A 26,767-nucleotide genomic window follows, 5' to 3' on the forward strand; every position below is an offset into this window, starting at 1 on the left:
AGAGAGAATTGCTGCTAATATAGCCTGCATATTAAATGGGTTAAAACATTTTGACCGTTTGACTACTAATGGCGCGAGGCTGTGCGTCGGTATATTTTATTCTAACAAGTTACAACCAATGGAGAGGAATTTATGGCTGACACTAACGCCAAACTAACCGTAGATGGTAAAGAATACGAACTTCCTATTATTACAGGCACTTTAGGGCGCCCAGTTATCGATGTTGCAGCTATACAAGAGTCAGGCTTTTGGTCTTATGACCCTGGTTTTAAAGTAACCGCACCTGTCGAATCAAAAATCACTTTCATTGATGGTGGTAAAGGTGAGTTGTTACATCGCGGCTACCCTATCGATCAATTAGCAAACAATGCTGAATATTTAGAAGTGGCCTATGCCCTCGTTCATGGCGAGTTACCTAACGCCGAGCAAAAAGCCGACTTCTTTGAAAAAATTCGCAAGCATGCAGGCGTTCATGATCAATTACGCAAATTCTTTGAAGGCTTCCGCCGTGACGCGCATCCAATGGCCATTATGGTTGGTGTCGTTGGTGCCTTATCAGCGTTCTATCATGAAAACCTAGATGTCAGCAATGAAGATCATCGCGAAATCACTGCTATTCGTCTAATTGCTAAAATGCCAACGCTTGCTGCGATGAGTTATAAATACTCACAAGGCGAACCGTTCATGTATCCACGCAATGACTTTAGCTATGCAGAAAACTTCTTATATATGATGTTTGCCACCCCTGCTGACGTTGACTATAAAGTAAACCCAGTCATCGCTAAAGCCATGGACAAAATCTTTACCTTGCACGCAGATCATGAGCAAAACGCCTCAACGTCTACTGTACGTCTAGCGGGTTCTACTGGTGCAAACCCTTACGCTTGTATCGCTGCTGGTATCGCGGCTCTTTGGGGCCCATCACATGGCGGCGCGAACGAAGCTGTTCTTGAGATGCTTGATGAAATCGGTTCGGTAGAAAACGTGCCTGAATTCATGGAAAAAGTGAAGAGCCGTGAAGTGAAGCTTATGGGCTTTGGTCATCGCGTCTACAAAAACTTTGACCCACGCGCACAAGTAATGAAAGAGACTTGTGATGAAGTATTAGCCGCGCTTGGTATCAACGATCCTAAGCTTGAGCTTGCTATGGCACTTGAGAAAATCGCTTTAGAAGACCCGTTCTTCATCGAGCGTAACTTGTATCCAAACGTTGATTTTTACTCTGGCATCATTCTAAAAGCCATTGGTATCCCAACGTCAATGTTTACGGTTATCTTCTCTCTAGCCCGTACCTCTGGTTGGATCAGCCATTGGTTAGAGATGCACAGTGCACCGTTCAAAATCGGTCGCCCGCGTCAGTTATATACTGGTGAGACAAAACGCGATTTTGTTAAAGTTGAAGATCGCAAATAGTAAGCCCTTATCAGCAACATAAAAAATCCCGCTCTCGTAGCGGGATTTTTTATGGTCTAAATTTAATAACGTGATGACAAATCACACTTTACTGAAACTCTTTTAACGTCTGCTCATATTTGGCAATTTGCTCATCGTAGTCTTTAATGGTTTCATTGAACTTAGTCATCAGTGTTTCAAACTCTTGCTGCTGATTGATTTTCATCTGCTGCATATCTAACACTTGCTGAGCTTCTATCTGCTCCCAGACTTGATGTTGAATTATCAAACGCGCCAGCGCTGGGCTTTTTGCACTGACTCTGCCAGCGATTTCTGCATGCTCGAACAGTTGCGGGGTCAAGGTTGCTATATTAATTAAGGTATTGATATCTTCAGCACTAAGTGGTGTCGTTACCGGTTGATATAGTGCTTCCATCGCTTGCTGATAGCTTTCTATTATCTGTGCTTCCGACAACATCACCGGCTTACGTGGCTCAAGACTGATACGCTTAAGCACGGTCAAATCGCGCTCACCAACCTCAGTACTGGTGTTAATGTCAGCATCCGTAACATCGCTCTCGGTAGCGGCTGGTACTGATGCTTGCTCAGACACATTATTGTCGCTTGCCTCTGTAGCTGGCAAGCCGCTATCATCGGGTGTATTACTAGCAGTCACTTGATTGCCAAGATTGCCATCATCATTAGCCGTAGTGTCAGGCGCTCCTTCAAGCAATAAAGCATCGCCACCTGACGCATCAGCAGCTTGTAATGACTCATACTCTGCTTGCAAGCGCTGCTGCAACCCTTGCGCTTGAGCGACGTACAAGGGCTGGAACTGCTCTATGCGGGCAGCAGCTGAATCACTTTGCGGCATAGGCTCGCTGTCTTCTACGCTTGTTTTTTCAGTGGTTTGGTCATAATCTATCACAGGCTCTTCTGCTGGCTTTTGCTGACAGCCCGTCAAGAATAGCAGCCCTGTCATTGTCGCCGCCAGCAACATTGACGATGAGCGCAGACAAAGGCGACCTTGGTTGATACTATCGTTGTGCGAATCGATATCAGACTCAGCTGACAAAAATTTAAACATCAAAGTACATATCCTTTGTTAAAAGCTAACGTTAGAAGCTAACCTATTAAAAGCTCAGATTGTCGCGACATTTCATGGCTTCAGTGCATTGTTTCAGTGTATGGCTTCAGTATAGTGCTAATGCGTTCGGTTTTTGCGCAGCCATACTGGTGTTTGTAGTATTTAGCCTGCTTTATCATCATCGCTATTTATAATATTGGGTATTCAGAAAAATAGCTATTTATCACAATATAGAGCTTAACCGCTGAATGAGCTATCTATTTTTTAGTATTGTCCACAGATTGTCTGGTCAAAAATGGAATACAGGCTTCTAAATCGTGACAGTCTTTCCCAAGCTGCTGACGTACGAAATAATCCTGTACCATGCGCGCCTGTTGCTCGATACCATAGTTAAAAAAAGACTTGCCTGTTTCTAATACATAATCATAGCGGCGATTGATAAGCGCACCGCGTACCACCTTGAGGCCCTGTTGTAGCTGCCAAACATGGGTTAGCTCGTGTATCAGCCAACTTTGCTTACCAATAGAGGCATGGCTAAAATCTGCTATCCAATCTGCAGGATGAAAGTAAATGTTGCCATTGGGACTAACCGCATAGTTTTTTAGTACCCAACGCGCCGTTTTAAGATGAACATCATCAAGTTTAATATTGCTACCGAACACTGAACGAGCCAGCACAATTTCACCAGCAGTCAGCTTGCGTGATTGTTTTTTGGAAAATTTTGTCCGTAAAAACTGTTTGAAAGTCTGCTGAGACATCATCAATGGATTGCCTTATGCTAGCGAATGGTGCTGAGCCCTTAATAGGAATACAGACATTAAAAACCAAACATTAAAAACCAATTGTCTAGGACATAAGCTGTACACTTAGCCAGTTTTTCTTAACGCCAATCTGCGTTAGCCTAGCAGCTCAACCATAATAGTAATAAAGAGCTGTTTGTATAAAAATGAAGTACTGTCTGTCTAAATTAGCTTATTTTTACTACCAATGTCTAGGGCGTGTCTTCAATTCAATCAATAGTCGTTTTGATGAAATAATCATTATCAGACCCTGTAACAGCCGATCCTATAATAGAGAGTCCTATGCCGCCTAACTTTCATGCCGATACCCCACTTGCTCAGCGTATGCGCCCCACGACTCTTGATGCCATCATTGGTCAAGAACATTTATTAGCAGAGGGTGCGCCATTGAGACGCTTGGTGGAGCAAGGACACCTGCCGTCCATTATCTTGCATGGCGAAGCTGGCATTGGTAAAACCACGATTGCGATGCTGTTGGCTGACGCGGTTGGCAGGCCTTTTCATGCGCTATCCGCCTTGAATACTGGCGTCAAACAACTGCGTGAAGTGCTAGATACCAAAGATTCTTTAAACTTTGAATCGCCAGTGGTTTTTATCGACGAGATTCATCGTTTTAACAAAGCCCAACAAGATGCGCTACTGGGCGCGGTAGAATCTGGTGATATTACTTTGATTGGCGCGACCACCGAGAACCCCTCTTTTAGTGTCAATAATGCGCTGCTATCTCGTTGCCAAGTTTATCGTCTAGAGCCACTAACGCCTGAACAAATCAGTGCGGTCTTACAACGAGCCATGCAAGAAGACAACATTCTGCAAAATTTGACTATCGACCTGCAAGCACAAAATACCATCAGTCAACTGGCGCATGGTGATGCCAGAAAGGCGCTAAATGTATTAGAGCTAGCCATTCAAACGGCTGACGCTAAGCAGTCGCCAATGATTATTGATGACGAACTGGTTAGCCGAGTGGCGCAAACCGCCTTAGTACGGTATGACAAGGATGGTGAGCAGCATTACGATATTATATCGGCAATGATAAAATCCGTACGCGGCTCCGATCCTGATGCAGCACTTTATTGGATGGCGCGCATGCTCGTTGGCGGTGAGCCTGCCGATTTTATTGCGCGGCGCTTAGTGATTTTGGCCAGTGAAGATATCGGCAATGCCAATCCTAATGCCCTACTCCTCGCCGATGCAGCATTACGTAGTGTACAGTCGATTGGTATGCCAGAAGCACGTATTATCTTAGGACAAGTGGTGGTTTATCTGGCGACCAGTGCCAAAAGCAATAGCACGTATAAAGCCATCAATGCTGCAATGGCGTTGGCAGAAAAGGATGCATCTCCTGTGCCGCTACATCTACGTAATGGCGTGACCAAGCTGATGCGTAATCAAGGCTATGGTCAAGATTACATCTACCCGCACGATTATCCCAACCACTATTATCCGCAGTCATATTTACCAGACAATTTAATCGGGACAAGCTTTTATGAGTTTGCGGACAATCAGCGTGAACAACACAGCAAGCAGTTTATGGATTGGCTAAAAAGCCAAGCGGCGAGTAATGACCAATAAAGATTATCTGTCTGCATCATTGATATTACTTATCACTATTTTTAAGCTATTAATGGACAGATTGTCAAGATGATGCAGCATGCTGGAGTGAAAAGCGTTAAAATGACCTCATAACGATATACACCAGCCAAGTGAGTAGGTCATTTTTATAGCATATTGCGCCAACTAAGGCAGGTTTTACCTTAGCACAGCAGCGCGTGGTGCTATCTACTGCTACAATAGCCGGATAAACATTTATATCCCACATCACACTGATTTATACATAATAAAATATTGAGACTTCCTATGAGTTTAGATACGATTCCTGAGATTATCGAAGACATTCGTGCCGGAAAAATGGTTATTTTGATGGACGATGAAGACCGCGAAAACGAAGGTGATATCATCATGGCAGCGACCCATGTGCGCCCTGAAGATATTAACTTTATGATTACCCATGCTCGTGGTTTGGTTTGTTTGACTTTATCACAAGCACGTTGCCAACAGTTGGCACTACCGCTGATGTCAGATCGCAATGAGGCAAAATTTAGCACCAACTTTACCGTGTCAATTGAAGCAGCTGAAGGTGTCACCACGGGTATCTCTGCGGCCGATCGCGCGCGCACTATTCAAGCAGCGGTCTCATCTGCAGCAAAACCTGAAGACATCGTACAACCTGGGCATATCTTCCCGATCATGGCACAAAACGGCGGCGTATTGCACCGTGCCGGACATACCGAAGCAGGGTGCGACTTAGCACGATTGGCAGGTCTTGAGCCCGCAGCAGTGATTGTAGAGATCATCAATGCTGATGGTACAATGGCACGCCGTGATGATCTCGAGATATTTGCAAAAGAGCACGGCATCAAAATGGGCACCATCGCTGACCTCATCAACTATCGTATTGCCAATGAGCAAACGGTAGAAGAGATTGAGTCGCGTCCCTTTGAGACTGAACACGGCACCTTTACCCTACATCGCTTCCGCGAATTTGGGGCGGATGAAACGCATTTAGCCTTGGTAAAAGGTGATGTCAGCGAAGGCGTCAGTACGGTACGTGTACACGGCTTCCACCCTTTGCGTGATTTATTTGCTGCTAAAAATGATACCACAGGCCGTAGTGGCTGGAGCGTACAGTCGGCGTTAGAAGAAATCAGTGCCTCAGATCGCGGCGTGTTGGTTTGGATTGGCAGTCATCAACCGATTGATTTGGGCGACGCCTTGGATAAAGCCGCTGATAATGAGTCGCTATCTACCATTACCCAACAGCCTTATCGTAGTATCGGGGTTGGCGCACAGATTTTGCGCCATTTAGGCGTGCGTGATATGCGCCTATTGTCCTCACCAATGAAGTTTTATGCCCTTTCAGGCTTTGATCTGAACGTGGTTGATTTTGTGCATGCGCCAAAGCAAGTTTAGGATTCGATTGGCTGGATAATTCAATATTAGTCACACATAAAAAGGCACGCTACTTTACCGTTAGCGTGCTTTTTTCATTTATTAGGGGTTAATTTTTAAAATTTAGGCGTGTGTCCGACTGCTGTTTCTAATGCGAGCAGTCGCTTGCGCTCCTCGATTGTCCAAGGCAACTTAGTTTTGCCATCACTCTCTAAGCGCACCACGACTGCCTCAGCAGTAGCGACCAGCGCTTGCTGCGAAGCGCTATAATAACTATATTCTATAACAATACTGGTTGTGCCCAAGCGTTGACAGCGTACGCCCAATAATAAAGTGTCAGGATATACGACTGGTCGTAAATACTGACAGCTAGACTGAGCGAGGACTGTCACCATACTGCCATCAAACATCCCTAACGTCTGCAAATACGCAATACGCGCTGACTCAGCATAACGATAATAGACGACATTGTTTAAGTGGTTAAACGCATCCATCTCGCCCCAGTGAATCGGCTGATGATGAATAACAGGATAATGTGCCAATTCCTCAGGGCGGCTAGCGCTTGATACATCAACGGCACGATTGGCTGTCTTATTTTTCTTATCCATGTTTTAACCTTATCTTTCAATATTGATATAGACGACTATTTTAAACAAGATTTGCTCATTGACATTAACGTGGCGGTTTTTCTAGAATTTGCGTGGTCAATAGTGGCGTTGGTTTCGGTGCGTTGGCAATAAGTTGATCGAGCCAATTAATCACTTCTGCAATGTCGCTTGGCGCTTTCATTGTTTCTAAATTCTTGGCCAAATCGTTTGTATTTTTAGTAGCGCTCGTCGTACTTTTTGCTGCTGATTGCGCAGGTTGTTTGCTAGCAGTCATAGAAGATGGTGGTACTAAGGTTTTTAATTGCTTACGAGCTTGCGTCAGATAGCTGATAAGCTGATCCTGTTCACGCATATTGCTGGCTTGGCTCGCTAAATTCAATGTCATGATAACTTCATGAATGGTTAATTGGCGGCGGTTCAGGGTAAGATTATTATTGCCTACTGCTCTACTTTGCTGAGTATTTTTTTGAGTGCTCTCATTGCCATTATTATTGTTAGTGCCATTACTATTGCTGTTCGCTGCCCGCTCATGACTGTGCAAAAAATCTTGAATATTCTGAATCGCTAGATTTTGGATTTGCCATGGGCTTGGTTGTGCACTTTGTGCTTGCAGACGTTCGATATCTTTGAGCAAGCTTTGCTTAATGACCACGGTCAACGCCGGGGCAATCTCATTGCTGCTTTGTGATAATTGCCAGTGCAGACCGCGTAGTAAGTCTATCGCTGCACTATCGTTATTGTCAGCCAGTAATCTATTGGCTGCCTGTATTTGGATACGCAGTAAATCTAGCTGGTTTTGAGCTTGGTTACTGGCCGCTACGCTCGGCTCTGGTAAGGTCTGCTGACTCATGGCGAATATGCGATCATCCATCTCATTTAGACGACTGATCACCTGCTCATTGCTTTGTAAGCGCTCATTGACGCTGTGTTGAAAACGTTGATGGCTAATATATAGGCCTAATAACGCCGCGATAAGTAGCAATATCACCAACCATTGCAGACGCAACAATAAGGTGTTTGCTTGGCGGCGCTGCTGGATAGCAGAAGGATCCCTAGATAATGATTCAGAATTCGTTGACATAAGACAGTACCGTTATTGGTAAGGTTAACCATGTTTAAAGCGAGCGAAAAAATGTATCAAGCACTAAGGCATGTCATCAATTAGCACAGTTATATGTTTATAAAGTTTTAGAGTTAATGGCTGCCAGAATAGTTTCTGGTGCCAAATCTTCCACACGCCAATAGCTCAGCTGCTGTTGTGCGACCATGTTTGCCAAACGTTCGCCCAATACGACATAAGCGAAGTCTGATAATTTAAGCGCCGCGTTATCGGTCTTGCTTTGATTTGCAATTGCTTCTAAATTCTTCTCGTCTAAAACCTTAACTACCGCGGCTTCAACAATACTGGCCCAATGCTCAAAAGCCGTGCCACTACTGATCACGACAATTGGCTTTACTCTATCTACAGTGGCATTAGCTTGCAAAGCATTTTGTGCATAAAAATCCTGCAACCATTGCTCATACTGGCTCTGCGCATCCTCTGGCATGATGCGCTCGTACCAAGCAATACTATCGATATGCACACCGCGCGCCTGTAAGGTATCGACTAGCAGACGACGTCCGCCAAGCCCGCGCCATATCAATAGCTTATCGCCTGCTTGTAGACTTTCTATCTCAGGCATCGCTAGCATACCTTCATTATTGGCAATGCTAGGCTGTCGTACTTGATAACTGGCCACGGGTAGCTGGGCATTATTGAGGACAGCAGCAGTCGCATCACCAACCGCAATCAAATGACTTGGCGTTTCTAACGCCATCAATGCGGACTCTACCAGCTCAGTAGTCTTATTTGGTTTTTGACGCTCAACCTCAAGTGCTTGCCACATGGCTAACCCAGAGGCCGCAGCGGTCGGACTAACAATAACCAATGCTTGATAATCACCTGCCAGCCACTGCCGCACCATTTGTCTGTCTTTATCGGTCGTGGCACGCGCTTGTAATGTCAACATCGGCATCTCAATGACCGACAGTCCTGCCGCTTGTAGACACTGGGTCAGTGGCGCTGCACGCTCTATCGGGCGCGTATTGATGACCACTTGTTGCGGCGCTGATAAATTCTCAGTGGACCGATTGGAATCAGTAGACTGCGATGTTGAGTAAGACATAAACCTACCATGATAATCACAATGACAATGACAAAATGCTGATGAAATTAAAGTTAGCGTAATCAAAGGGCGTATAAGCGATTACCACTATATGTCCAAGCCAGTCGCCGTACTTATTTACTGTTTAAGCACTAGCACTGAGGTATTATTCAGGATGATAAATCGCTGATAAGATAGCACCAGCACCATCAGCGAGCAGCAGATCGGCGACATCGATACCGAGCTGATTGGCTTGCGCTTCTTGCTCATCTTGTGTGCCGCTTAATGTTAATCGTTTGTCCGCTTTTAGCAGCTCACTACCATCAGCCTGACCCACACGACCACGTAGCCACAATACATTGCCGTTATCATTGTTGCCATTATTACCATTGTCATCGTTGTTGGCGGCGGTTTCATCAGCCATTTGTAAAACAGCATAAGCCGCAATTGGCACTTGGCAACCCCCTTCTAAATGACGGTTTAGCGCGCGCTCAGCGATAAGGCGAATACGGGCTTTGTCGTCATTAAGCGGCGCGAGTAGTTTTAGTACTTCAGCATCACCCTCACGGCATTCAATCGCTAAAGCGCCTTGTCCAACTGCTGGCAAGCAAGCATCGATATCAAGCTCACCGCGGATACGCTCATCCAGCTCAATGCGCTGTAGCCCACTGGTCGCTAGGATAATCGCATCATACTCGCCCGCATCCAGCTTACCCAAACGGGTACCAACGTTGCCGCGCAAGGTTTTGATTTGCAGATCGGGGCGGTAGGCTTTGATTTGACACTGACGACGCAAGCTTGACGTGCCGACTACCGCGCCTTGTGGCAACTCATCAATACTATTATAAGTATTGGAGACAAAGGCATCCGTGGGCGAGGCGCGTTTGCAATAAACACCGAGCGTCAAGCCTTCTGGTAACTGCATGGGTACGTCTTTTAGTGAATGCACGGCGATATCCGCTTGTTTAGCATACAATGCCTGCTCAAGCTCTTTGACAAACAAGCCTTTACCACCGATTTTAGCCAAGGGTGTATCCAAAATTTTGTCACCTTTAGTGACAATTTTTAGCAAATTAATGGTCAAGCTAGGATACATCTCTAACAGGCGATCACGAATATGCTCAGCTTGCCATAACGCCAATGGGCTCTGACGCGTGGCGATATTTAAGGTGGTCAAAGCAGGTTGCTGCGGATTGCTCATAAAGGGCCTCAATAAGTTCGGTACGATAATGCGCTGTCAATGCCAAATGGACGCCAAATGGATGCTAAACCCTCACGCAAATCCACCCTATCAAATAGGTGATAAAAACCATATGTCATGACTGCTGACGCAAAAAAATACCCCTATTTAAGCATAAATAAGGGTTTGATGATATGGGCTGATTATTTCGCTATCGCAACGGTCTGTTACATACTTTGAATTTTGTCACGTAACGCTGGTAGGTGACGGCGGCTAACCGCTAGCGTCTCATCAATCCCTTTAAAGCGTATCTGATACTGTCCAGCATCTAGGGTTTCTAAAAAGTCCAAAAAGCTGAGGTTGATGATAGCGTTCCGGTGTACCCGAAAGAGGCGGTCTTCAAACTCTTGCTCAAGCTCTTTTAGGGTTTCGTCAATCAATACAATACCGTCTTTATGACGAACTTTGACGTACTTTTGATCCGCGGTAAAATAATAAATATCTTTGAGCTTAATCAACTCGACACCGCGATGGGTACGCGCCGCGATATGTTCTCGCACGGGACGTGCCGTTGGGTCTTCGAGCTTACGAATCTCATTTAGCTGGGCCGCATTTAGATTTTTAGCCTTATTAAGCGCTTCTAACAATTCATCTTTGTTAGCCGGTTTTAATAAGTAACCAATCGCATTGGCTTTCAACGCCGCAATCGCGTAATGATCGTAAGCGGTGACAAAAATAATCGCTGGTGGATGCTCCAGCTTGGACAGCTCTTGCGCACAGCGTACACCGTCCATTTCAGGCATGCGAATGTCTAGTAAAATGATGTCTGGCTGTTGAGTTTTTACCGCAACAATGGCCTCTGCGCCTGTCGTTGCTTGCGCAACCACTTGATGACCTGACTCCTGCACAATCCTAACCAAACGCTCACGTGCCAATGGCTCATCATCACAAACTACAATCCGCATGGAAACTCCTCTCTTACGGCATACTTAGTAGATTTTTTAATAGTATCAATAACATAATAGCATTTATTCCTAAACTTTTATCGCCATCATCTAAAACCAACGACGATAGTAGTATAATAAATTCTGCAATAAATATGCCACGGTCAGTTACCGATAGGAATAAAACCAGAAAAGTATTATAAACTGACGTCTTGCAGAGGATAGTCAATAACAGTGACAATTTGTTTACTGGTCACCGTACTTTGAATGTCCGCGCTTTCGCCAAAATAAGCCCGTAAGCGCTCAGCTTGAATATAAAAATTCATATGCTGGCGCAAATCGTAATTAATCATCAAGGTTTTTTGGGGCAGCTGCACATGGATTGTGATGGTCACGCGGTGCTGTTGCCACGTTACCTCGATATCCATATAAATAGTCTCTGTCGTCATCTCAACCACATTCAGCAGCATTTTTTCAATCACACTCTGTAGCGTCAACGCGGTGATGACCATATCATACATCACATCCTCATCGGGAAGCTGCCAACTCATGATCAGCTTATCTGCTAAGCGGATAGACTCAATGGCAAGATAATGCTCACAAAGGGCGATTTCTTCTTCAAAGCTAATCTCGCGTGCGCCTTCAAAACTGGCACGAAATAATGCTGACACGTGCTGTAATAAGTCGGCGGCTCGTGATGGGTTAGACTCGATAAGAGACACCAAAGTATTAATGGTATTAAAGAAAAAATGCGGGGCAAGGCGCGCTTTAATCACATCGTTTTGCGCTGTCAATTTATATTCAAACGATTGCTTGAGCGCGTTGACTTCACGATAGCGGCGTAAAAAATACAGCAAGAATACCAAGGTAAAGCCACCACCAATGATGGTATCGAACAGGACCTCTATAATAAAAGTTTGCAGATTGTATTCAATCCAGCCCACATTGAGCATGATCAGCATGACTAATGTCATGGTTATGCCAGAGGCGATCATGAGTATCATCAGTACATAAATACTGGCTTTAACGATGCTCATGCGTGTAAAGACAGGGCGTAAATAATCAATTAAGTACAATGAAGGGATGATGCTCACTGTGTTTTGCACAAATCGGCTCATAAACTTAATCATAAATTCTGACCAAGTTGCCAAGTCATGACGGTCAATCACCGTCACAAACAGTGACCAAAAAAAGATATACAGCAGCCACTGCCAAGGTCTCATGACATCCATGAGCTTGGGAATAAAAAACTCTAAGCGCGCAGCTAGTAAGGCAACCTCATCATTTGCTATACTTGAGCTCTTATTCTCTTGACTTGTCTTAGACCGATATGAACGCCAATTCTTCAAATCCTAGTAATCCCGATTCAAATAAAAATTCATCTGCCACTGATTTTAGCACAGATGCCCCTATAACAAACGCAGCGCCACAAAACAGCCAAGGCCAACAGATGTGGGGCGGACGCTTTAGTGAAGCGACGGATAGCTTCGTTGCCGCCTTCACCGCTTCGGTTGGTTTTGACCAACGCTTCGCCCGTCATGATATTCAAGGCTCGATTGCGCATGCCACCATGCTTAAAGAGTGCGATATCTTGAGCGCCGAGGACGTTGCGACTATTATTGGCGGTCTACAACAAGTACTACGTGAGATTGAAGCCGGTGAGTTTAACTGGTCGATTGCGCTTGAAGACGTGCATATGAACGTTGAATCACGCCTGACAGATATCGTCGGTGCGGTAGGCAAAAAGCTACATACAGGTCGTAGCCGTAACGATCAGGTTGCCACCGATATCCGCCTGTGGCTACGTGAAGAAACTGATAATATCATCGCCCTATTGGTACGTTTACAAAGCGGCTTGCTAGATTTGGCTGAGCAGCATACTGATACTATCATGCCAGGCTTTACCCATTTGCAAACCGCGCAGCCCGTCAGCTTTGGTCATCACGTAATGGCATGGTTTGAGATGTTATACCGCGATACCGAACGCCTCGTTGACGCGCGTCGCCGTATCAATCAAATGCCGCTCGGTAGCGCCGCCCTTGCGGGTACGACCTTCCCCATCGACCGTACGATTACGGCCAAACTGCTAGGTTTTGAAGGTATTTGTCAAAACTCACTGGATGCGGTTTCGGACCGAGACTTTGCCATTGAGTTCACCTCAGCAGCTTCTATTCTAATGATGCACATGTCACGCATGAGCGAAGAGATTATTCTTTGGATGTCCGCGCAATTTAACTTTGTGCAAATTCCAGATCGCTTTTGTACCGGCTCCTCTATCATGCCGCAAAAGAAAAACCCTGATGTACCTGAGTTGGTTCGCGGTAAAGCCGCCCGTGTCTTCGGGCAGTTAATGACGCTATTAAGTCTAATGAAAAGCCAGCCGCTTGCCTATAACAAAGACAACCAAGAAGACAAAGAGCCGCTCTTTGATTGCGTCGATACCTTAACGGGTTCGCTATTAGCGTTCGCTGATATGCTACCAAATATCACGCCAAATAAAGAAAACATGCGCGCTGCTACGATGAAAGGCTATGCGACAGCGACTGATTTGGCTGATTATTTGGTGCGTAACGGTGTCGCTTTCCGTGATGCTCACGAAGTGGTTGGTCATGCCGTCGCTTTAGGTATTAAAGAAGGGGTCGATTTGAGCGATTTATCTTTGGCACAGCTACAGCAGTTTAGCGATGCCATCGGTGACGATGTCTTTGAGTATCTAACGCTAGAAGGCTCATTGGCAGCTCGCGATCATTTAGGTGGTACCGCTCCCAATCAGGTTAAGCAAGCCGTCGTTAATGGTCGCGCGCGTTTAAAAGTGTTTGCATAAAACATTTGATAAAAATATAAGCCTACTAGTAAAAACACCCGCTCTCTAGGCGGGTTTTTTATTAGCGTTAAAAAAATGAATGGTTACCTTCTATACACCTGATAGGCTTGGTTAAATCTACCAAGACCGTTATCATAGGGGGATACCAATATTTGATTCAATCATTTGATAATTAATAAGGAGTCTATTATGGCTGAGAGTTTTAATCCCCAAGCCAATACGGTATTTTGCCGCAAATATCAGCAAGAATTACCAAAGATGCCACATCCGCCTTTTCCTAATAAAAAAGGTCAAGAGCTGCAAGAAACGGTCTCTGACAAAGCTTGGAAAGAGTGGCTTGAGCATCAAACCATGCTGATTAACGAAAACCACCTAAGCATGATGGATCCTAAAGCCAAGCAGTTTTTGACCGAGCAACGTGATAAATTTTTAGACAATGAAGATTATGAGCGCGCGCAAGGTTGGACGCCAGAAAGCTAATTTTTTGATTTTCTGCTATAAAAAACGTGCTATATAAATAATATGGCGCGTTTTTTATTGAGATTTTATTGATAGACTAAATGCCTGATAAGCTGAATAGCTGTTTAATCCTTATGCTTGTCTACTGACCCAGCATCAGTATCAGCAACTTGCGTGGCACTAGCTTGACGAGCCGCCATGCGATCATTGGCTTCTTGCACCGCTTTTTCGACCTCAGCATAATCTGAATGCCGCACATCCTGCCCGCTAATATAATTGATAACCAGCTCTGCCACGTTTTGCGCATGATCACCGATACGCTCAAGCGCGCGCAGTACCCACATGATATTCATGACTTTTGAGACGTAGCGCGAGTCTTCCATAATGTAGGTCATCAAGGCGCGAATGGCCGACTGATACTCATCATTGACCACTTTGTCGTTACGCATGACTTCAAAGGCTTGCTCAGCATTCGACTGACTAAAAGCTTCTAGCGCATTGTGTACCATTAACCGAACTTGGTTGCTCAGATGCTGCACTTCCGCATAGCCATATTCAGTCTTACCTTGCGCGATAATTTTGATTGCCATCTGGGCAATTTTTACTGCTTCATCACCGATACGCTCCAAATCGACCACACCCTTGCTAATAGCCATGACCAAACGCAAATCACTAGCAGCGGGCTGACGCTTGGCAACCAGCAATAAAATATGTTCGTCCAAATCGACTTCCATGCGATTGATGTCAAAATCCATATCAATCACTTCTTGTGCCAGCGTCTGGTTTTTATCGGTCAACGCATGGATGGCCTTGGCGACCTGATTGGCCGCGCTGTCACCCATATGCAGAAACAGTCGAATCGCTTCATCAAGATCTTGGTCAAAACTTTTGGAGATATGCTTGTCATTTTGCATAGAACGTATTCCCTGAAATCTAGGTTTTGATGACACCGTATGCCTATTAAATCGCACATGATTTGAGTGCTCAAACCCGAGCTGCCGATATACTTCGGTCAATGCTAAAAACTTCGAATGATTGCTCACAATAAGCACTCATCCTGTTTGCTTGTTATCAGCGTCTTGTTATCAGCGTCTTATTATTAGTGCAGCTTATCTATAGTTAAAATATCCTAAAAACGCGACAATATTGCTGACTCTAAGCGTCGCCCACCTTAATCATCAATGCGCTTAGCCATAACGACCGGTAATATAATCTTCTGTGGCTTTTTGCGCCGGTTTGGTAAATATCTGATCCGTCTCGCCCATCTCAATCATATCGCCCAAATACATATAGACCGTATAGTCCGATACCCTTGCCGCTTGCTGCATGTTATGCGTGACGATAGCGATGGTGTAGTCGTTTTTTAAATCTTCAATCAGGTCTTCGATTGCACCCGTTGAGATAGGATCCAATGCAGAGGTTGGCTCATCAAGCAACAGCACTTCAGGCTTGGTAGCAACACTACGGGCGATACACAGTCGTTGCTGCTGTCCGCCTGATAAAGACAAGCCTGACGCTTTTAGCTTGTCTTTTACTTCTGGCCACAATGCCGATTTTTTTAGCGCCCATTCCACGCGATTATCCAGCTCAGCTTTGCTTAACTTTTCATAAAGTCGCACACCAAAGGCGACGTTATCGTATATCGACATTGGGAATGGCGTTGGCTTTTGAAAGACCATACCGACCTGCGCGCGTAGCAGGTTAACATCGACGTCTTTACCTAAGATATTTTTGCCATCAAGGTTGATACTGCCTTCTGCGTGCATGCCCGGATACAAATCATACATACGGTTAAAAGTACGCAGCAGCGTTGATTTACCACACCCTGAAGGCCCAATAAACGCCGTCACCTTTTTATCCGGAATATCGATGTCGATGTTTTTAAGGGCTTTAAAATCCCCATAATAAAAACTTAAATCTCGAACTTCTAGCTTTGCTGGCGGCATATTCTGCGGAATATCATGCAGGGTTTGCTTATTAAAGCTTGCCACATTTGGCTGAGCCATTTGTGCACTGGTCGATAAAGGGTTGGTTAATAGATTGTCTTCAGTGATATGAGACTTTTTAACCGCCGTTTTTTTAGGCGCTTTATTGATGACATCATTCATAATAGTATCCAACCTGACTTGATATAAATTTAAGTAAAAACCGACGAGGCCTGATTTTTTGGTAGCTGTTATTTACTGTGACCCCGATTGCCAATAAACCGTGCCAAAACATTCAATATCAATACCGACAAGGTAATCAGTAAGGCCGCCGACCATGCCAAGGTATGCCAGTTGTCATAGGGACTCATCGCAAACTGATAAATGGTGTTGGGCAAGTTAGCAATAGGTTTACCCATATCGGTACTGAAGTATTGATTATTCAACGCAGTGAATAATAACGGTGCAGTCTCACCGGTAATTCTGGCAAAGGCTAACAATACGCCTGTGGTCAATCCCGCTTTGGCCGCTTTAATCGTAACTTTGGTCACCAGTTGCCACTTTGGTGTACCCAATGCATAGGCCGCTTCACGAATACTATTAGGCACTAAGTTAAGCATGTTTTCTGTGGTGCGTACGACCACAGGGATGACGATTAATGCCAACGCCAACGCGCCTGCCCAACCAGAAAAATTATTGCCTTTGACCATCAGCGCATAAATAAAGAGACCAATCACAATCGAGGGTGCTGATAGCAAAATATCATTTAAAAATCGGGTGACTTTGCCCAGCATACTGCCTTGAGAAAATTCTGATAAATAAATACCGGTCATCAGGCCAATGGGCGCACCGATAAACAGTCCTGAAAATGCCAACATGATTGAGCCGACAATGGCATTGCGTAGACCACCTGCGCTCATCGGTGGTGGGGTATCAGCCGTAAATACTGGCAACTGTACCAATCCTTGAAAACCTTCAACGAACAGGGTCAGTAAAATCCATAATAGCCAAAATAAGCCAAACGCCATCGCCGACAACGCAAAGCCTAGACCAAGCTTATTCAGACGACGACGCTTGTTATAAAGGCTTTTGTTATAACGTGCCTCAAAGCTTGTCTTTACCGGTAATGCGCTAGTAGCATTGATAGCAGGGTTAGGCATAACATTCGTTTCCCATATCTTTTTAGATAGCCTTTTTAGATAATCTTTTTAGACAACATTAATCTCTATCGTGCTGATACAACGTTGGCTTAGCGATTGCCTGCTTTATGATCCATGCGCATGAGCATAAGCTTCGCTATGGACAACACTATAAAAGTAATCACAAATAATATTAAGCCCAGATGCAGCAACGATGCCAGATGTAGCTCACTAGAGGCTTCGGCAAATTCATTGGCCAGCGCTGAGGTAATCGTAACCCCAGAGGTAAACAGGCTTGGACTGATATTAAAGGCATTACCAATCAAGAAAGTCACCGCCATGGTCTCGCCCAATGCGCGGCCCAGTCCTAAAATAACACCACCAACCACACCAGCTTTGGTATACGGCAAAATAATCTTGAACATGACTTCCCAAGTCGTCGCGCCCATGCCATAGGCTGATTCTTTTAATAAGTCTGGCACGACGGAAAAAACATCGCGCATGGTGGCAGCGATAAAGGGAATAATCATGATGGCAAGCACCAAGGACGCTGTGAACATACCCAGTCCCATCGGTGCGCCTTCAAACAGTTTACCGATAATCGGTAAAGGGCCGACGTGTTCAATAAACCATGGTTGGATGTGATCGCCAAAAAACGGCGCGAAGACGAACAAGCCCCACATACCATAAATGATAGAGGGGATACCAGCCAATAACTCAATGGCGATACCAAGTGGTTTTTTTAGAAAAGCAGGACACATTTCGGTCAAAAATATGGCAATGCCAAAGCTCACTGGCACGGCTATCAGAATGGCGATAAATGAGGTCACTAAGGTGCCATAGATGGGTGCAAGTGCACCATATTCATTGGCGACCGTATCCCAGTTATTGCTGGTATAAAAACCTAGACCAAACTCTTGAATACTTGGCCAAGCCCCGACAATTAACGACACTAAAATACCACCTAGAGACATCAATACCAGTATGGCAAATGCTTTGGTGGAGTTAACGAATAAAGCATCGTAACGTTTTTGTTTAGCCAGTTGGGACCTTAAGTCTGTCATAAGTGTCTCAGCATTCAATAGGATAAGATTAAAAAATGAGTGTGTTTATCAGGTTTTATCACAACAAACTCAGCAGATATAAGTATCAGAAGCTATAAATATCATTGGCTTTGCGATTAAATTCGCTGTGATAAAACCTTTCAAACAACTACCGGAGAATAGTTGTTTGAAAGGGTAATTCGATCGTTATTAAATAATGACTATCGAATTACTGAGCAGGTTTATAGACAGGCTGTCCATCGCTACCTTTTACGTCGTTCCATTTTGCTTTGAACAAGGCCACTGCCGTGTCAGAGAATGGTACATAGTCTAGTGCCATGGCATCGTCATCACCTTGGCTATAAGCCCAGTCAAAGAAGTTCAACACGCCAGCAACTTGCTGAGGATTCTCTGGTTGCTTATGGACTAAGATAAAGGTGGCAGCAGCGATAGGCCATGCTTGGTCAGTCTCAGAGTTGGTGATGACTTTATAAAAGCCTTCTTGCTGTGACCAATCAATATCACCTGCCGCAGCAAAGGTCTCAGCTGATGGTTGCACGATGTTGCCAGCTGCATTTTTCAATGCCGTATGTGACATTTTGTTTTGCTTAGCGTAAGCATACTCAACATAGCCGATAGAGTTTTTCATACGGTTGACGTAGCTTGAAACCCCTTCGTTACCTTTACCGCCTGCACCAGTCGCAGAGGTCGGCCATTTGACTGTTTTATCAACACCAACCGTGTCTTTCCAATCTGGTGAGACTTTGGCCAGATAGTCCGTAAAGTTAAAAGTCGTACCTGAACCGTCTGAGCGGAATACCGTCGTGATTGCCGCATCTGGCAAAGTCAGATCTGGGTTCATGGCTTTGATAGCTGGGTCATTCCATTTACTGATTTTGCCCAAATAGATATCTGCTAAGGTTGTACCGTCTAGCTTCAATGCGCCCGGCTCTATACCATCGATGTTGACGATTGGCACGACGCCACCAATAACGGTTGGAAACTGAATAAGGCCAGACTCTTCAAGCTCTTCAGGCGTCATCGGTGCATCAGAAGCACCAAAGTCAACGGTTTTTGATTGAATTTGTTTGATACCACCAGATGAGCCAATCGATTGATAGTTGACTTGGCCACCAGTGGCAGCGTTATAGTCGTATGACCATTTGGCATAGATAGGCTGCGGGAATGATGCACCTGCACCCGTGATATTCATGGCGATATTTTCAGCAGATTTAAAACCTGTGGTAGCAGAAGAGGCTGTTTGAGAGGTGGTTTCAGCCGTGGTAACAGCGCTACTGCTAGTATCAGCAGTGGGCTCTGCCGTGTCGGTTGATTTATTACATGCCGTGAGCATTAATGTACAACTAACGGCTACTGCTAATAACGAATAACGCATGTAAGGCTCCTAAAGTTTGACAACGATATGAAAAAGGTTTGTTTGTGACATGCGTGCTATCTTGTCAAATCTTTATGACAGTTTGATGACAACCTTTTTAATATTTCAGTCGTGTTAAAAAAGTCTCATTTGAGGACCTGACAGTCAATTAATTTGAGTCACGTTGTTGGGCGATATTAGCCAGCTGCGTTTATAAAGCCATAAAATATAGAGTTGAAACGAGATACGTATAGCCAAATATCATTAGCCGCGCGCGCAGAATTTTGCTAGTATGAAGGGGATTTACAACACTGACAGACTCGGGGTGCGGTGTATTACGAGCTTATTTCATAAGCCTTTTGATACATTCGCTGAGAGATCACCCGCCGAACCTGATGCGGTTAGTACCGACGCAGGGAAGTCTTAAGCTTATGTTATATAAGTACAAAGGGCGCGCAGAAATGCCTTTTTATTATCGCCACTATCTACTAGCATTGTTATGCGGATATAGCGCTTTAATAATCAGTCGCGTCCATCAATCAGCTAAAGATCACTGACTACGTTTAGGTTTGATAGCGCTAGCAGGTTTGTTTTACGATTGAATTTGTCCGTATCATATAGGCCAATCCCCGCAGCTACTGGCGGTGTTGCTTTTATTCAAAAACCAACACGCTAGGACAGCATATGACTACTTCAGATTTACAAACAGCCCAAACCCACATCCCAGCTACTGACGCCCCTCTTACTGCCAATGCTAGTCAAACAACTGACAGTAAAGCGGATAAAAAAGCCGATGCCCTCAAAACCCCTGCTCACCGTACCGCCAATGATGCCCGCTTTGAAGAAGACGCGCGCGACCTACACCGTGTCCTTCCCGCTTCTAGAAAAGTCTATATCGAGGGCTCACGTCCTGACATTCAAGTACCGATGCGCGAAATCACCCTTGACCCTACTCCGATACAAGGCGTGCCTGAAACCGATTGGGAACAAAACCCACCTTTTTATGTTTATGACACTTCTGGCGTTTACACCGATCCTAATGTCGAGATCGATTTGACGAAAGGCTTACCAAAGCTACGCGAAGGCTGGATTGCTGAGCGCGGTGATACCGAACAATTGAACGGATTGTCGAGCTCTTACGGACTGGCGCGCGCCCGCGATATCAGTACCGCCAATCTTAGATTCGCCCATATCGACAAACCACGCCGTGCATTAGCAGGAAAGAACGTCACGCAAATGTACTATGCCCGTCGCGGCATTATTACGCCTGAAATGGAATACATCGCCATTCGTGAAACGCAAAAGCAGCACGAACTGACCGATATGCGCCAACATGATGGCGAGAACTTTGGTGCCAACACGCCAACTATTATTACCCCTGAATTTGTGCGCAGCGAAGTAGCCGCTGGCCGCGCCATTATCCCCAACAACATCAATCACCCTGAGTCCGAGCCAATGATTATCGGCCGTAACTTCTTGGTGAAAATTAATGCCAATATCGGCAACTCAGCGCTCGGCTCATCTATCGACGAAGAAGTGTCAAAAATGACGTGGGCGACGCGCTGGGGTGCAGACAACATAATGGATTTATCTACGGGCAATCATATTCACGAAACCCGCGAATGGCTGATTCGTAACTCGCCCGTGCCGATTGGTACCGTCCCTATTTATCAAGCACTCGAAAAAGTCGATGGCGTGGCAGAAGATTTAACGTGGGAAATCTTTCGTGATACCTTGATTGAGCAAGCCGAACAAGGTGTCGATTACTTTACCATTCACGCCGGTGTACTGCTGCGGTATGTGCCGCTAACTGCTGGACGCTTAACGGGCATCGTCTCGCGTGGCGGATCTATCATGGCGCAGTGGTGCATGTTTCATAATAAAGAGAGCTTTTTATATACTCATTTTGAAGATATATGTGAAATCATGAAGCAGTACGATGTGGCGTTTAGTCTAGGCGATGGCTTGCGCCCCGGTTGTTTGCAAGATGCCAATGACGAGGCGCAGTTTGGTGAGCTGCGTACCCTTGGCGAGTTGACGCAAGTAGCGTGGAAGCATGACGTACAGGTCATGATTGAAGGTCCTGGTCACGTAGCAATGAACCGTATTAAAGAAAATATGGACTTGCAATTAGAAGTCTGTGCCGACGCACCTTTTTATACCTTAGGGCCATTAACCACCGATATCGCACCCGGTTACGACCATATTACCAGTGCGATTGGTGCTGCTATGATTGGCTGGTTTGGCACGGCGATGCTTTGCTATGTGACCCCAAAAGAGCATTTAGGCTTGCCCAATAAAAAGGATGTTAAAGACGGTATCATCACCTATAAAATTGCCGCTCATGCCGCCGACCTTGCCAAAGGTCATCCGGGCGCACAAGCTCGTGATAATGCGTTATCTAAAGCCCGATTTGAATTCCGCTGGGACGACCAGTTCAATCTGGCGCTCGACCCAGATACCGCCCGTGAGTTCCATGATGAAACCTTACCCAAAGACGCGCATAAGACGGCGCACTTTTGCTCGATGTGTGGACCTAAGTTTTGCTCAATGAAGATCACTCAGAACGTGCGGGATTATGCGGCAGGGCTGGATAAAGATGCCGCTAATAAAAAAGTAACCCCACAAACCGGCGACCTAACTGGGGCTGGACATCTGATCAAAGAGGTGGATACTAAGCTGGTCGGGCAAGTTGGTGAAGCGAGTACCGAGGAAGTAAGGTAAGGTATGGCGGAGATGACCGACAAATATAATAGCGAAGGACGTCAATTATATAAAGAAGTTTGATTTTAAGTACTGAAAAAACTACATCTAAAAGCTCGAAACTCATAGTCAGTTTCGAGCTTTTTGCGTGCCGTCATACTCAAAAGTATCCTTATTCGAAAGTGTTAAAGAAAGAGGCTATATATGAATATAAACAATTGTGTAATAAGTTATAGACAAGCGGATTAAATCGAGTAATATACGGTTAATAAGTAATAATTCGTTACTTAACAATCAACTAGAGTTAAGGCTATTGGTATGAATCATGTTTACCGTGTTGTTTTTAATCGTGCGTTAGGTTTTTATCAATGCGTCTCTGAGCTTGCGAAATCTCGTGGCAAATCCGCGTCTGGTAAATCGCAAACAGCTAGCAAGCTTATAATGACACCCTTAGCACTAGCTATGCTTTCTTTGTCAGGGACGGCGATGGCCGCTGATATTGTAGTTAATGATGGTCAACGTACAGAGTATCAAGATATTGTTGCTATCAATGGTAATGTTTTGATAACTAATCCAGGAACTGTCCTGGCGGCACCAAATAATCAAATCAACTTTGGTGCAAACCCAGATGGTCAAGTGTTAGCTATAGATACCGACGTTTCCATTGAAAATGGCGCCGCTGTAGAAGCTGGTGTTAGTAGCGCTGTAGGTGTTGATAGATTTAGTAAAGTGACTGTTAATAATGCTTTATTGAGTGCGCCTGCTATAGCTATAGGAGGACTCGTTGATGGTGAAATTAATATCACTAACAATGGGCAGTTAAAGGCTACTGATAAAATAATACTAGGCTACAGTTCAAATACTAGTGGACGTTTAAATATAACTAAATCAGGCAATGCAATAACAAATAATTTGATTATTGCTGATGAAACAGACTCAGTAGGCAATGTAATCGTTGACGGTACTGGAAGTAATTTGATTGCTCAGAATAATACCTTTGTTGGCGATAATGGTACAGGTAGTCTCTCTGTTCAAAATGGCGGTAACCTTACCACTAACACTTTAGTTGTTGCTAATAATATGGGTTCTGCAGGAAGCAAGGTGGTGGTTAAAGGTGCAGGATCAAAAATCGATGTTAAAGATAGTTTTTTCATAGGAACAACCGAAAATGCTTCACTAAGTATTGGTAATGCAGGAACCGTCACTAGCGATAAAATGTCTGTAGGTGATCTATCGGGTTCTGAAGGTACGTTGGCTATCAGCGACGTAAACTCTGTAGCTAATGTTAGCTCCAGCCTAATAGTAGGTCGAGAAGGCTCAGGAATTATCAACGTCACAAATAATGCTATATTAAATTCGAACAATGCTGACTTAGCTCAAGAAAATAGCGCTATAGGCGAAGTAAATCTGTCTAGCGGTGGTAAATGGAACAATCAAGAAACTATTATCGTTGGCGTCAAAAACTTAGGTACTGTCAATGTATCAGGGCAAGAATCCAAGATTACTACCAAAGATTTTTTACTTGGAGGTTTTAATGGTAAAGGAATTGTAAATGTTAGTGATAACAGTACTTTAACCGTTGGTCGAGTCACTCAAGTTGGCGGTTTTGATGAAGATGGTGAGAGTGCTATTGGAGAATTAAACATTAATGATGCCAGAGTAGAGACTCTTGAAATGATAGTCGGCACCTCTGGTAATGGTAATTTAAACATTGCCGGCAATGATGCTTACGTCAATGTAGATAACAACTTATTAGTTGGTGTAAATGGTACTGGTACCGTCACTATGACTCGTGCAGATGAAGAAACAGAGTCGCCTACTATAAATGGTAATACTATTCAGGTTTATGGAGATACTATATTGGGTAGTAGTGCTTCTGGCAAAGGTACTATGACTATCGATGGTAGAAACCAGTTCCAGACTACTAATTTAGTCATTGGTCAGCAAGGCTCTGGTACCTTCAAAGTATCAAACACTCCTTTTTATACCGGTTTGGCTAGAGCAACTGATACTACTTATATTGGTGGCAGAGGTGAAAATAGTGCAAACGCTGTTGGTACTTTGACTATCGATAACAGTACATTTGTCACACCGAAGTTAATCGTAGGCAATACAGGATCTGGCACGCTCAACTTAGTTAATGGCGGTGTTATATCAACTAATAGTATTGAACGCAATACGGCTTCTACTCTTTCTAATATTTTTATCGATGGTGGTGAGTTTAGAATTAAAACAGATCAACCCGATTTGTTTGCTAACTTTACTAAAGATGATTTAATTGAAGTAAGTGGAAAAGGTATTTCGTTCGAAACAACGGGTAATAATAACGGTGAAGTTGGAACCTATGTTGTCATCAATCCTAATGCAGTAATTACTGGCAATGCTGGTAAGCTCAACGTAGAGGATGAAAACGGTGGATTTGCAAAGTATGGATTAGGAACTTTAGAGATTAGTGAAAGCAGCAAGCAATGGACAGGTGATTTAACCATTACTCAAGGAACGCTGAAGTTTAATGGTAATTACATCATGGGCAATGATGAAACGCTTACTATTGGTCTGCTTGATTGGGATGAAGATGGCACAATCGATGAAAATTATGGAAAATTTCTCATTAATGGAGCAGTTGATATCAGCAAAGGAAATCTTTTCATTTATGCTGACGAAGTCATCGCTAATGTAGCAAAAGATAAAGAATGGAAAGACGTTGTAAAAGCGACGACTCGTACTGGTGAATTCAAAACGGTAAGCGACAATAGCCCATTAGTAAATTTTTACGCTGACTATAGCGAAGCGGATGCCGTGCATCTAACTATGACTAAGCCTACGCCACCAGTTGAGCCTGAAACGCCAGTTGAGCCTGAAACGCCAGTTGATCCTGAAACGCCAGTTGAACCTGAACCGCCAGTTGAGCCTGAAACGCCAGTTGAACCTAAGCCCCCGGTCGTTGTGCCACCAGTTAAACCTGAGCCACCTGTTATTGATACCACCTTTGTTCAATCGGTATTGAGTCAATCTAATTCAAATGACTCGGGTATTGCTTACGCTTTAGATAGAGCCATTCAAGATCGTGTGGCGAATGGCAGTAATGAATTGGCTGATAGTTTAATCAGATCAACCATTAACTTTAATCAATCTCAGTTAGCTGATGCAGCCAATCAGTTGCAGCCGTTGTTCATGGGCGCGACCAATCGTATTATTACCGATGCCAACTATGCCGTTAGCAATGCTATCTATGAGCATCTTCCGACTACACCTGAGCGTAACATTTGGGCGCAAATAATCGGTAATAACAGCAATCATGATGCAGAGAACGGTATCACAGGTTATGATTCTAAAGGCTATGGCGCTATCGTCGGTTTGGATACGCCGCTCAGCAGCGATTTAAACTTAGGCGTCGCAGTTTCCTACGTTCAAAGCGATGCAGACACTGAAGGCAGTCGCTTGGATCACGAGTTAGAAGCTAAAAGCTGGCAAGTCCTAGGTTATGGGCGTTACGCCATTAACGATGCTACTGCTATGAGTTTTCATGCAGGTGCGGGTCGCAGTGATGTCGAGGGCGAACGTCATCTTCAAATATTGTCCGATGCTATTGCGAGCTCTGATTACTCTGTCGATACTATGCAGGCAGGTTTGGGTGTAGATTATCGTATTGGTAATGAGTTACGCAATATCAGTCCTTTCGCTCAACTAGAATATGCTCAAGCGAAGAGTGACAGCTATCGCGAGACGGGTGCTGGTGTCTACAACTTAAATGTCGATGAAAATAAGTATGAATCACTACGTTGGACGGCAGGTCTGAATCTGTCGCAAGCCCTAACCCCGACTCTTGCGCTTACCGGTCAATTGGCCGCAGCGGTTGAAAACGGTGATCGTCGATCAGATATTACTGCCAGCTTCGTTGGTATGCCTAACGATGAATTTAATACCATTGGTCAAGAGATTGGTCGTGAAATTGGTATTGCTGGTATTGGTCTTAGCTACGCACCAACTGCTAATATGAAAATATCAGCAGGCTATCGCGGAGAATGGCGTGATAACTACGATGATCAAGGCGCTACCATTGCCTTGCAAACTACCTTTTAGTCTTTAATACCGTTATAAAACCATAAAGCTTGCCTCTAATGAGATTAGGGGCAAGCTTTTTTACACCTATAACTAACTCTAATGAGGTTAGTGCTTAAACAAGCAAATA

The 26,767-nt window shown here is 44.5% G+C and carries 20 protein-coding genes and 1 riboswitch; of the genes, 7 read left to right on the forward strand and 13 right to left on the reverse strand.

Annotated features, from left to right (window positions below):
• The first annotated feature begins 132 nt into the window (after positions 1-132).
• Positions 133-1,413 (forward strand): citrate synthase, encoded by a 1,281-nt coding sequence (gltA, locus tag HQR03_RS11375; protein WP_173240242.1) that lies wholly within the window; start codon positions 133-135, stop codon positions 1,411-1,413.
• An 88-nt stretch (positions 1,414-1,501) separates the two neighbouring features.
• Here the strand turns inward: gltA and HQR03_RS11380 are convergent, their stop codons facing one another.
• Complete coding sequence (locus HQR03_RS11380; RefSeq protein ID WP_173240264.1) at positions 1,502-2,479, reverse strand: hypothetical protein; 978 nt, start codon at positions 2,477-2,479, stop codon at positions 1,502-1,504.
• 257 nt (positions 2,480-2,736) lie between these two features.
• Positions 2,737-3,237: a type IV secretion protein Rhs gene (locus HQR03_RS11385; RefSeq protein ID WP_173240265.1), complete on the reverse strand. Its 501-nt coding sequence runs from the start codon at positions 3,235-3,237 to the stop codon at positions 2,737-2,739.
• Positions 3,238-3,561: 324 nt separating this feature from the next.
• Here HQR03_RS11385 and HQR03_RS11390 point away from each other — a divergent pair, with 324 nt between their 5' ends.
• Together HQR03_RS11390 and ribBA are read left to right on the forward strand one after the other, a co-directional pair.
• Positions 3,562-4,854, forward strand: a complete 1,293-nt coding sequence (locus tag HQR03_RS11390) for a replication-associated recombination protein A (protein ID WP_101211194.1) — start codon at positions 3,562-3,564, stop codon at positions 4,852-4,854.
• Between the two features lie 285 nt (positions 4,855-5,139).
• Entirely contained in the window at positions 5,140-6,252 is a 1,113-nt protein-coding gene (gene ribBA / locus HQR03_RS11395; RefSeq protein WP_025652548.1) for a bifunctional 3,4-dihydroxy-2-butanone-4-phosphate synthase/GTP cyclohydrolase II, read from the forward strand.
• Positions 6,253-6,347: 95 nt separating this feature from the next.
• Here ribBA and HQR03_RS11400 read toward each other — a convergent pair whose 3' ends face one another.
• The 6 genes from HQR03_RS11400 to HQR03_RS11425 all read right to left on the reverse strand — a co-directional run bounded on the left by HQR03_RS11400 (position 6,348) and on the right by HQR03_RS11425 (position 12,456).
• On the reverse strand, positions 6,348-6,839 hold the full coding sequence (locus HQR03_RS11400) for an acyl-CoA thioesterase (protein WP_173240243.1): 492 nt from the start codon (positions 6,837-6,839) through the stop codon (positions 6,348-6,350).
• Positions 6,840-6,903: 64 nt separating this feature from the next.
• On the reverse strand, positions 6,904-7,920 hold the full coding sequence (locus tag HQR03_RS11405; RefSeq protein WP_173240244.1) for a hypothetical protein: 1,017 nt from the start codon (positions 7,918-7,920) through the stop codon (positions 6,904-6,906).
• 97 nt (positions 7,921-8,017) lie between these two features.
• Positions 8,018-9,004 (reverse strand): uroporphyrinogen-III synthase, encoded by a 987-nt coding sequence (locus tag HQR03_RS11410; protein ID WP_173240245.1) that lies wholly within the window; start codon positions 9,002-9,004, stop codon positions 8,018-8,020.
• Positions 9,005-9,149: 145 nt separating this feature from the next.
• The gene (gene hemC / locus HQR03_RS11415; RefSeq protein WP_101211190.1) at positions 9,150-10,184 is read right to left on the reverse strand and encodes a hydroxymethylbilane synthase; all 1,035 of its coding nucleotides are present in this window, start codon (positions 10,182-10,184) and stop codon (positions 9,150-9,152) included.
• A gap of 206 nt (positions 10,185-10,390) precedes the next feature.
• On the reverse strand, positions 10,391-11,128 hold the full coding sequence (locus HQR03_RS11420; RefSeq protein WP_101211189.1) for a LytR/AlgR family response regulator transcription factor: 738 nt from the start codon (positions 11,126-11,128) through the stop codon (positions 10,391-10,393).
• 176 nt (positions 11,129-11,304) lie between these two features.
• Entirely contained in the window at positions 11,305-12,456 is a 1,152-nt protein-coding gene (locus HQR03_RS11425) for a histidine kinase (RefSeq protein ID WP_173240246.1), read from the reverse strand.
• Positions 12,457-12,557: 101 nt separating this feature from the next.
• Between HQR03_RS11425 and argH the strand changes: the two genes are divergently transcribed.
• Together argH and HQR03_RS11435 are read left to right on the forward strand one after the other, a co-directional pair.
• The gene (argH, locus tag HQR03_RS11430; RefSeq protein WP_173240266.1) at positions 12,558-13,931 is read left to right on the forward strand and encodes an argininosuccinate lyase; all 1,374 of its coding nucleotides are present in this window, start codon (positions 12,558-12,560) and stop codon (positions 13,929-13,931) included.
• Between the two features lie 189 nt (positions 13,932-14,120).
• Positions 14,121-14,411, forward strand: coding sequence for an oxidative damage protection protein (locus tag HQR03_RS11435; RefSeq protein WP_025652557.1), 291 nt, complete (start codon positions 14,121-14,123; stop codon positions 14,409-14,411).
• A 104-nt stretch (positions 14,412-14,515) separates the two neighbouring features.
• Here HQR03_RS11435 and phoU read toward each other — a convergent pair whose 3' ends face one another.
• From phoU to pstS, 5 genes are all read right to left on the reverse strand, one after another.
• The gene (gene phoU, locus HQR03_RS11440; RefSeq protein ID WP_173240247.1) at positions 14,516-15,304 is read right to left on the reverse strand and encodes a phosphate signaling complex protein PhoU; all 789 of its coding nucleotides are present in this window, start codon (positions 15,302-15,304) and stop codon (positions 14,516-14,518) included.
• Between the two features lie 273 nt (positions 15,305-15,577).
• Entirely contained in the window at positions 15,578-16,510 is a 933-nt protein-coding gene (gene pstB, locus HQR03_RS11445) for a phosphate ABC transporter ATP-binding protein PstB (RefSeq protein ID WP_407074171.1), read from the reverse strand.
• Positions 16,511-16,566: 56 nt separating this feature from the next.
• On the reverse strand, positions 16,567-17,475 hold the full coding sequence (gene pstA, locus HQR03_RS11450; protein WP_173240248.1) for a phosphate ABC transporter permease PstA: 909 nt from the start codon (positions 17,473-17,475) through the stop codon (positions 16,567-16,569).
• Between the two features lie 89 nt (positions 17,476-17,564).
• Positions 17,565-18,518, reverse strand: coding sequence for a phosphate ABC transporter permease subunit PstC (gene pstC / locus HQR03_RS11455; protein WP_010200767.1), 954 nt, complete (start codon positions 18,516-18,518; stop codon positions 17,565-17,567).
• 208 nt (positions 18,519-18,726) lie between these two features.
• Positions 18,727-19,893 carry a phosphate ABC transporter substrate-binding protein PstS gene (gene pstS / locus HQR03_RS11460; RefSeq protein ID WP_173240249.1) on the reverse strand — a complete coding sequence of 389 codons (1,167 nt, stop codon included), beginning with the start codon at positions 19,891-19,893 and terminating at the stop codon, positions 18,727-18,729.
• A 290-nt stretch (positions 19,894-20,183) separates the two neighbouring features.
• Positions 20,184-20,308: riboswitch (TPP riboswitch) on the forward strand.
• Between the two features lie 248 nt (positions 20,309-20,556).
• Here pstS and thiC point away from each other — a divergent pair.
• Entirely contained in the window at positions 20,557-22,596 is a 2,040-nt protein-coding gene (gene thiC, locus HQR03_RS11465; RefSeq protein WP_244952026.1) for a phosphomethylpyrimidine synthase ThiC, read from the forward strand.
• A 297-nt stretch (positions 22,597-22,893) separates the two neighbouring features.
• Positions 22,894-26,658, forward strand: a complete 3,765-nt coding sequence (locus HQR03_RS11470) for an autotransporter domain-containing protein (protein WP_173240250.1) — start codon at positions 22,894-22,896, stop codon at positions 26,656-26,658.
• Positions 26,659-26,767: the final 109 nt, after the last annotated feature.

This window comes from Psychrobacter okhotskensis, assembly GCF_013248965.1.
GTDB classification, from domain to species: Bacteria; Pseudomonadota; Gammaproteobacteria; order Pseudomonadales; family Moraxellaceae; genus Psychrobacter; species Psychrobacter okhotskensis.

Coding starts and splice junctions, on each gene's coding strand:
- HQR03_RS11380 (WP_173240264.1), bottom strand. CDS start 2,479: ATGTTTAAATTTTTGTCAGCTGAGTCTGATATCGATTCGCACAACGAT.
- gltA (WP_173240242.1), top strand. CDS start 133: ATGGCTGACACTAACGCCAAACTAACCGTAGATGGTAAAGAATACGAA.
- HQR03_RS11390 (WP_101211194.1), top strand. CDS start 3,562: ATGCCGCCTAACTTTCATGCCGATACCCCACTTGCTCAGCGTATGCGC.
- HQR03_RS11385 (WP_173240265.1), bottom strand. CDS start 3,237: ATGTCTCAGCAGACTTTCAAACAGTTTTTACGGACAAAATTTTCCAAA.
- pstA (WP_173240248.1), bottom strand. CDS start 17,475: ATGCCTAACCCTGCTATCAATGCTACTAGCGCATTACCGGTAAAGACA.
- argH (WP_173240266.1), top strand. CDS start 12,558: ATGTGGGGCGGACGCTTTAGTGAAGCGACGGATAGCTTCGTTGCCGCC.
- HQR03_RS11400 (WP_173240243.1), bottom strand. CDS start 6,839: ATGGATAAGAAAAATAAGACAGCCAATCGTGCCGTTGATGTATCAAGC.
- pstS (WP_173240249.1), bottom strand. CDS start 19,893: ATGCGTTATTCGTTATTAGCAGTAGCCGTTAGTTGTACATTAATGCTC.
- thiC (WP_244952026.1), top strand. CDS start 20,557: ATGACTACTTCAGATTTACAAACAGCCCAAACCCACATCCCAGCTACT.
- pstC (WP_010200767.1), bottom strand. CDS start 18,518: ATGACAGACTTAAGGTCCCAACTGGCTAAACAAAAACGTTACGATGCT.
- HQR03_RS11470 (WP_173240250.1), top strand. CDS start 22,894: ATGAATCATGTTTACCGTGTTGTTTTTAATCGTGCGTTAGGTTTTTAT.
- HQR03_RS11405 (WP_173240244.1), bottom strand. CDS start 7,920: ATGTCAACGAATTCTGAATCATTATCTAGGGATCCTTCTGCTATCCAG.
- hemC (WP_101211190.1), bottom strand. CDS start 10,184: ATGAGCAATCCGCAGCAACCTGCTTTGACCACCTTAAATATCGCCACG.
- phoU (WP_173240247.1), bottom strand. CDS start 15,304: ATGCAAAATGACAAGCATATCTCCAAAAGTTTTGACCAAGATCTTGAT.
- HQR03_RS11435 (WP_025652557.1), top strand. CDS start 14,121: ATGGCTGAGAGTTTTAATCCCCAAGCCAATACGGTATTTTGCCGCAAA.
- ribBA (WP_025652548.1), top strand. CDS start 5,140: ATGAGTTTAGATACGATTCCTGAGATTATCGAAGACATTCGTGCCGGA.
- HQR03_RS11410 (WP_173240245.1), bottom strand. CDS start 9,004: ATGTCTTACTCAACATCGCAGTCTACTGATTCCAATCGGTCCACTGAG.
- HQR03_RS11420 (WP_101211189.1), bottom strand. CDS start 11,128: ATGCGGATTGTAGTTTGTGATGATGAGCCATTGGCACGTGAGCGTTTG.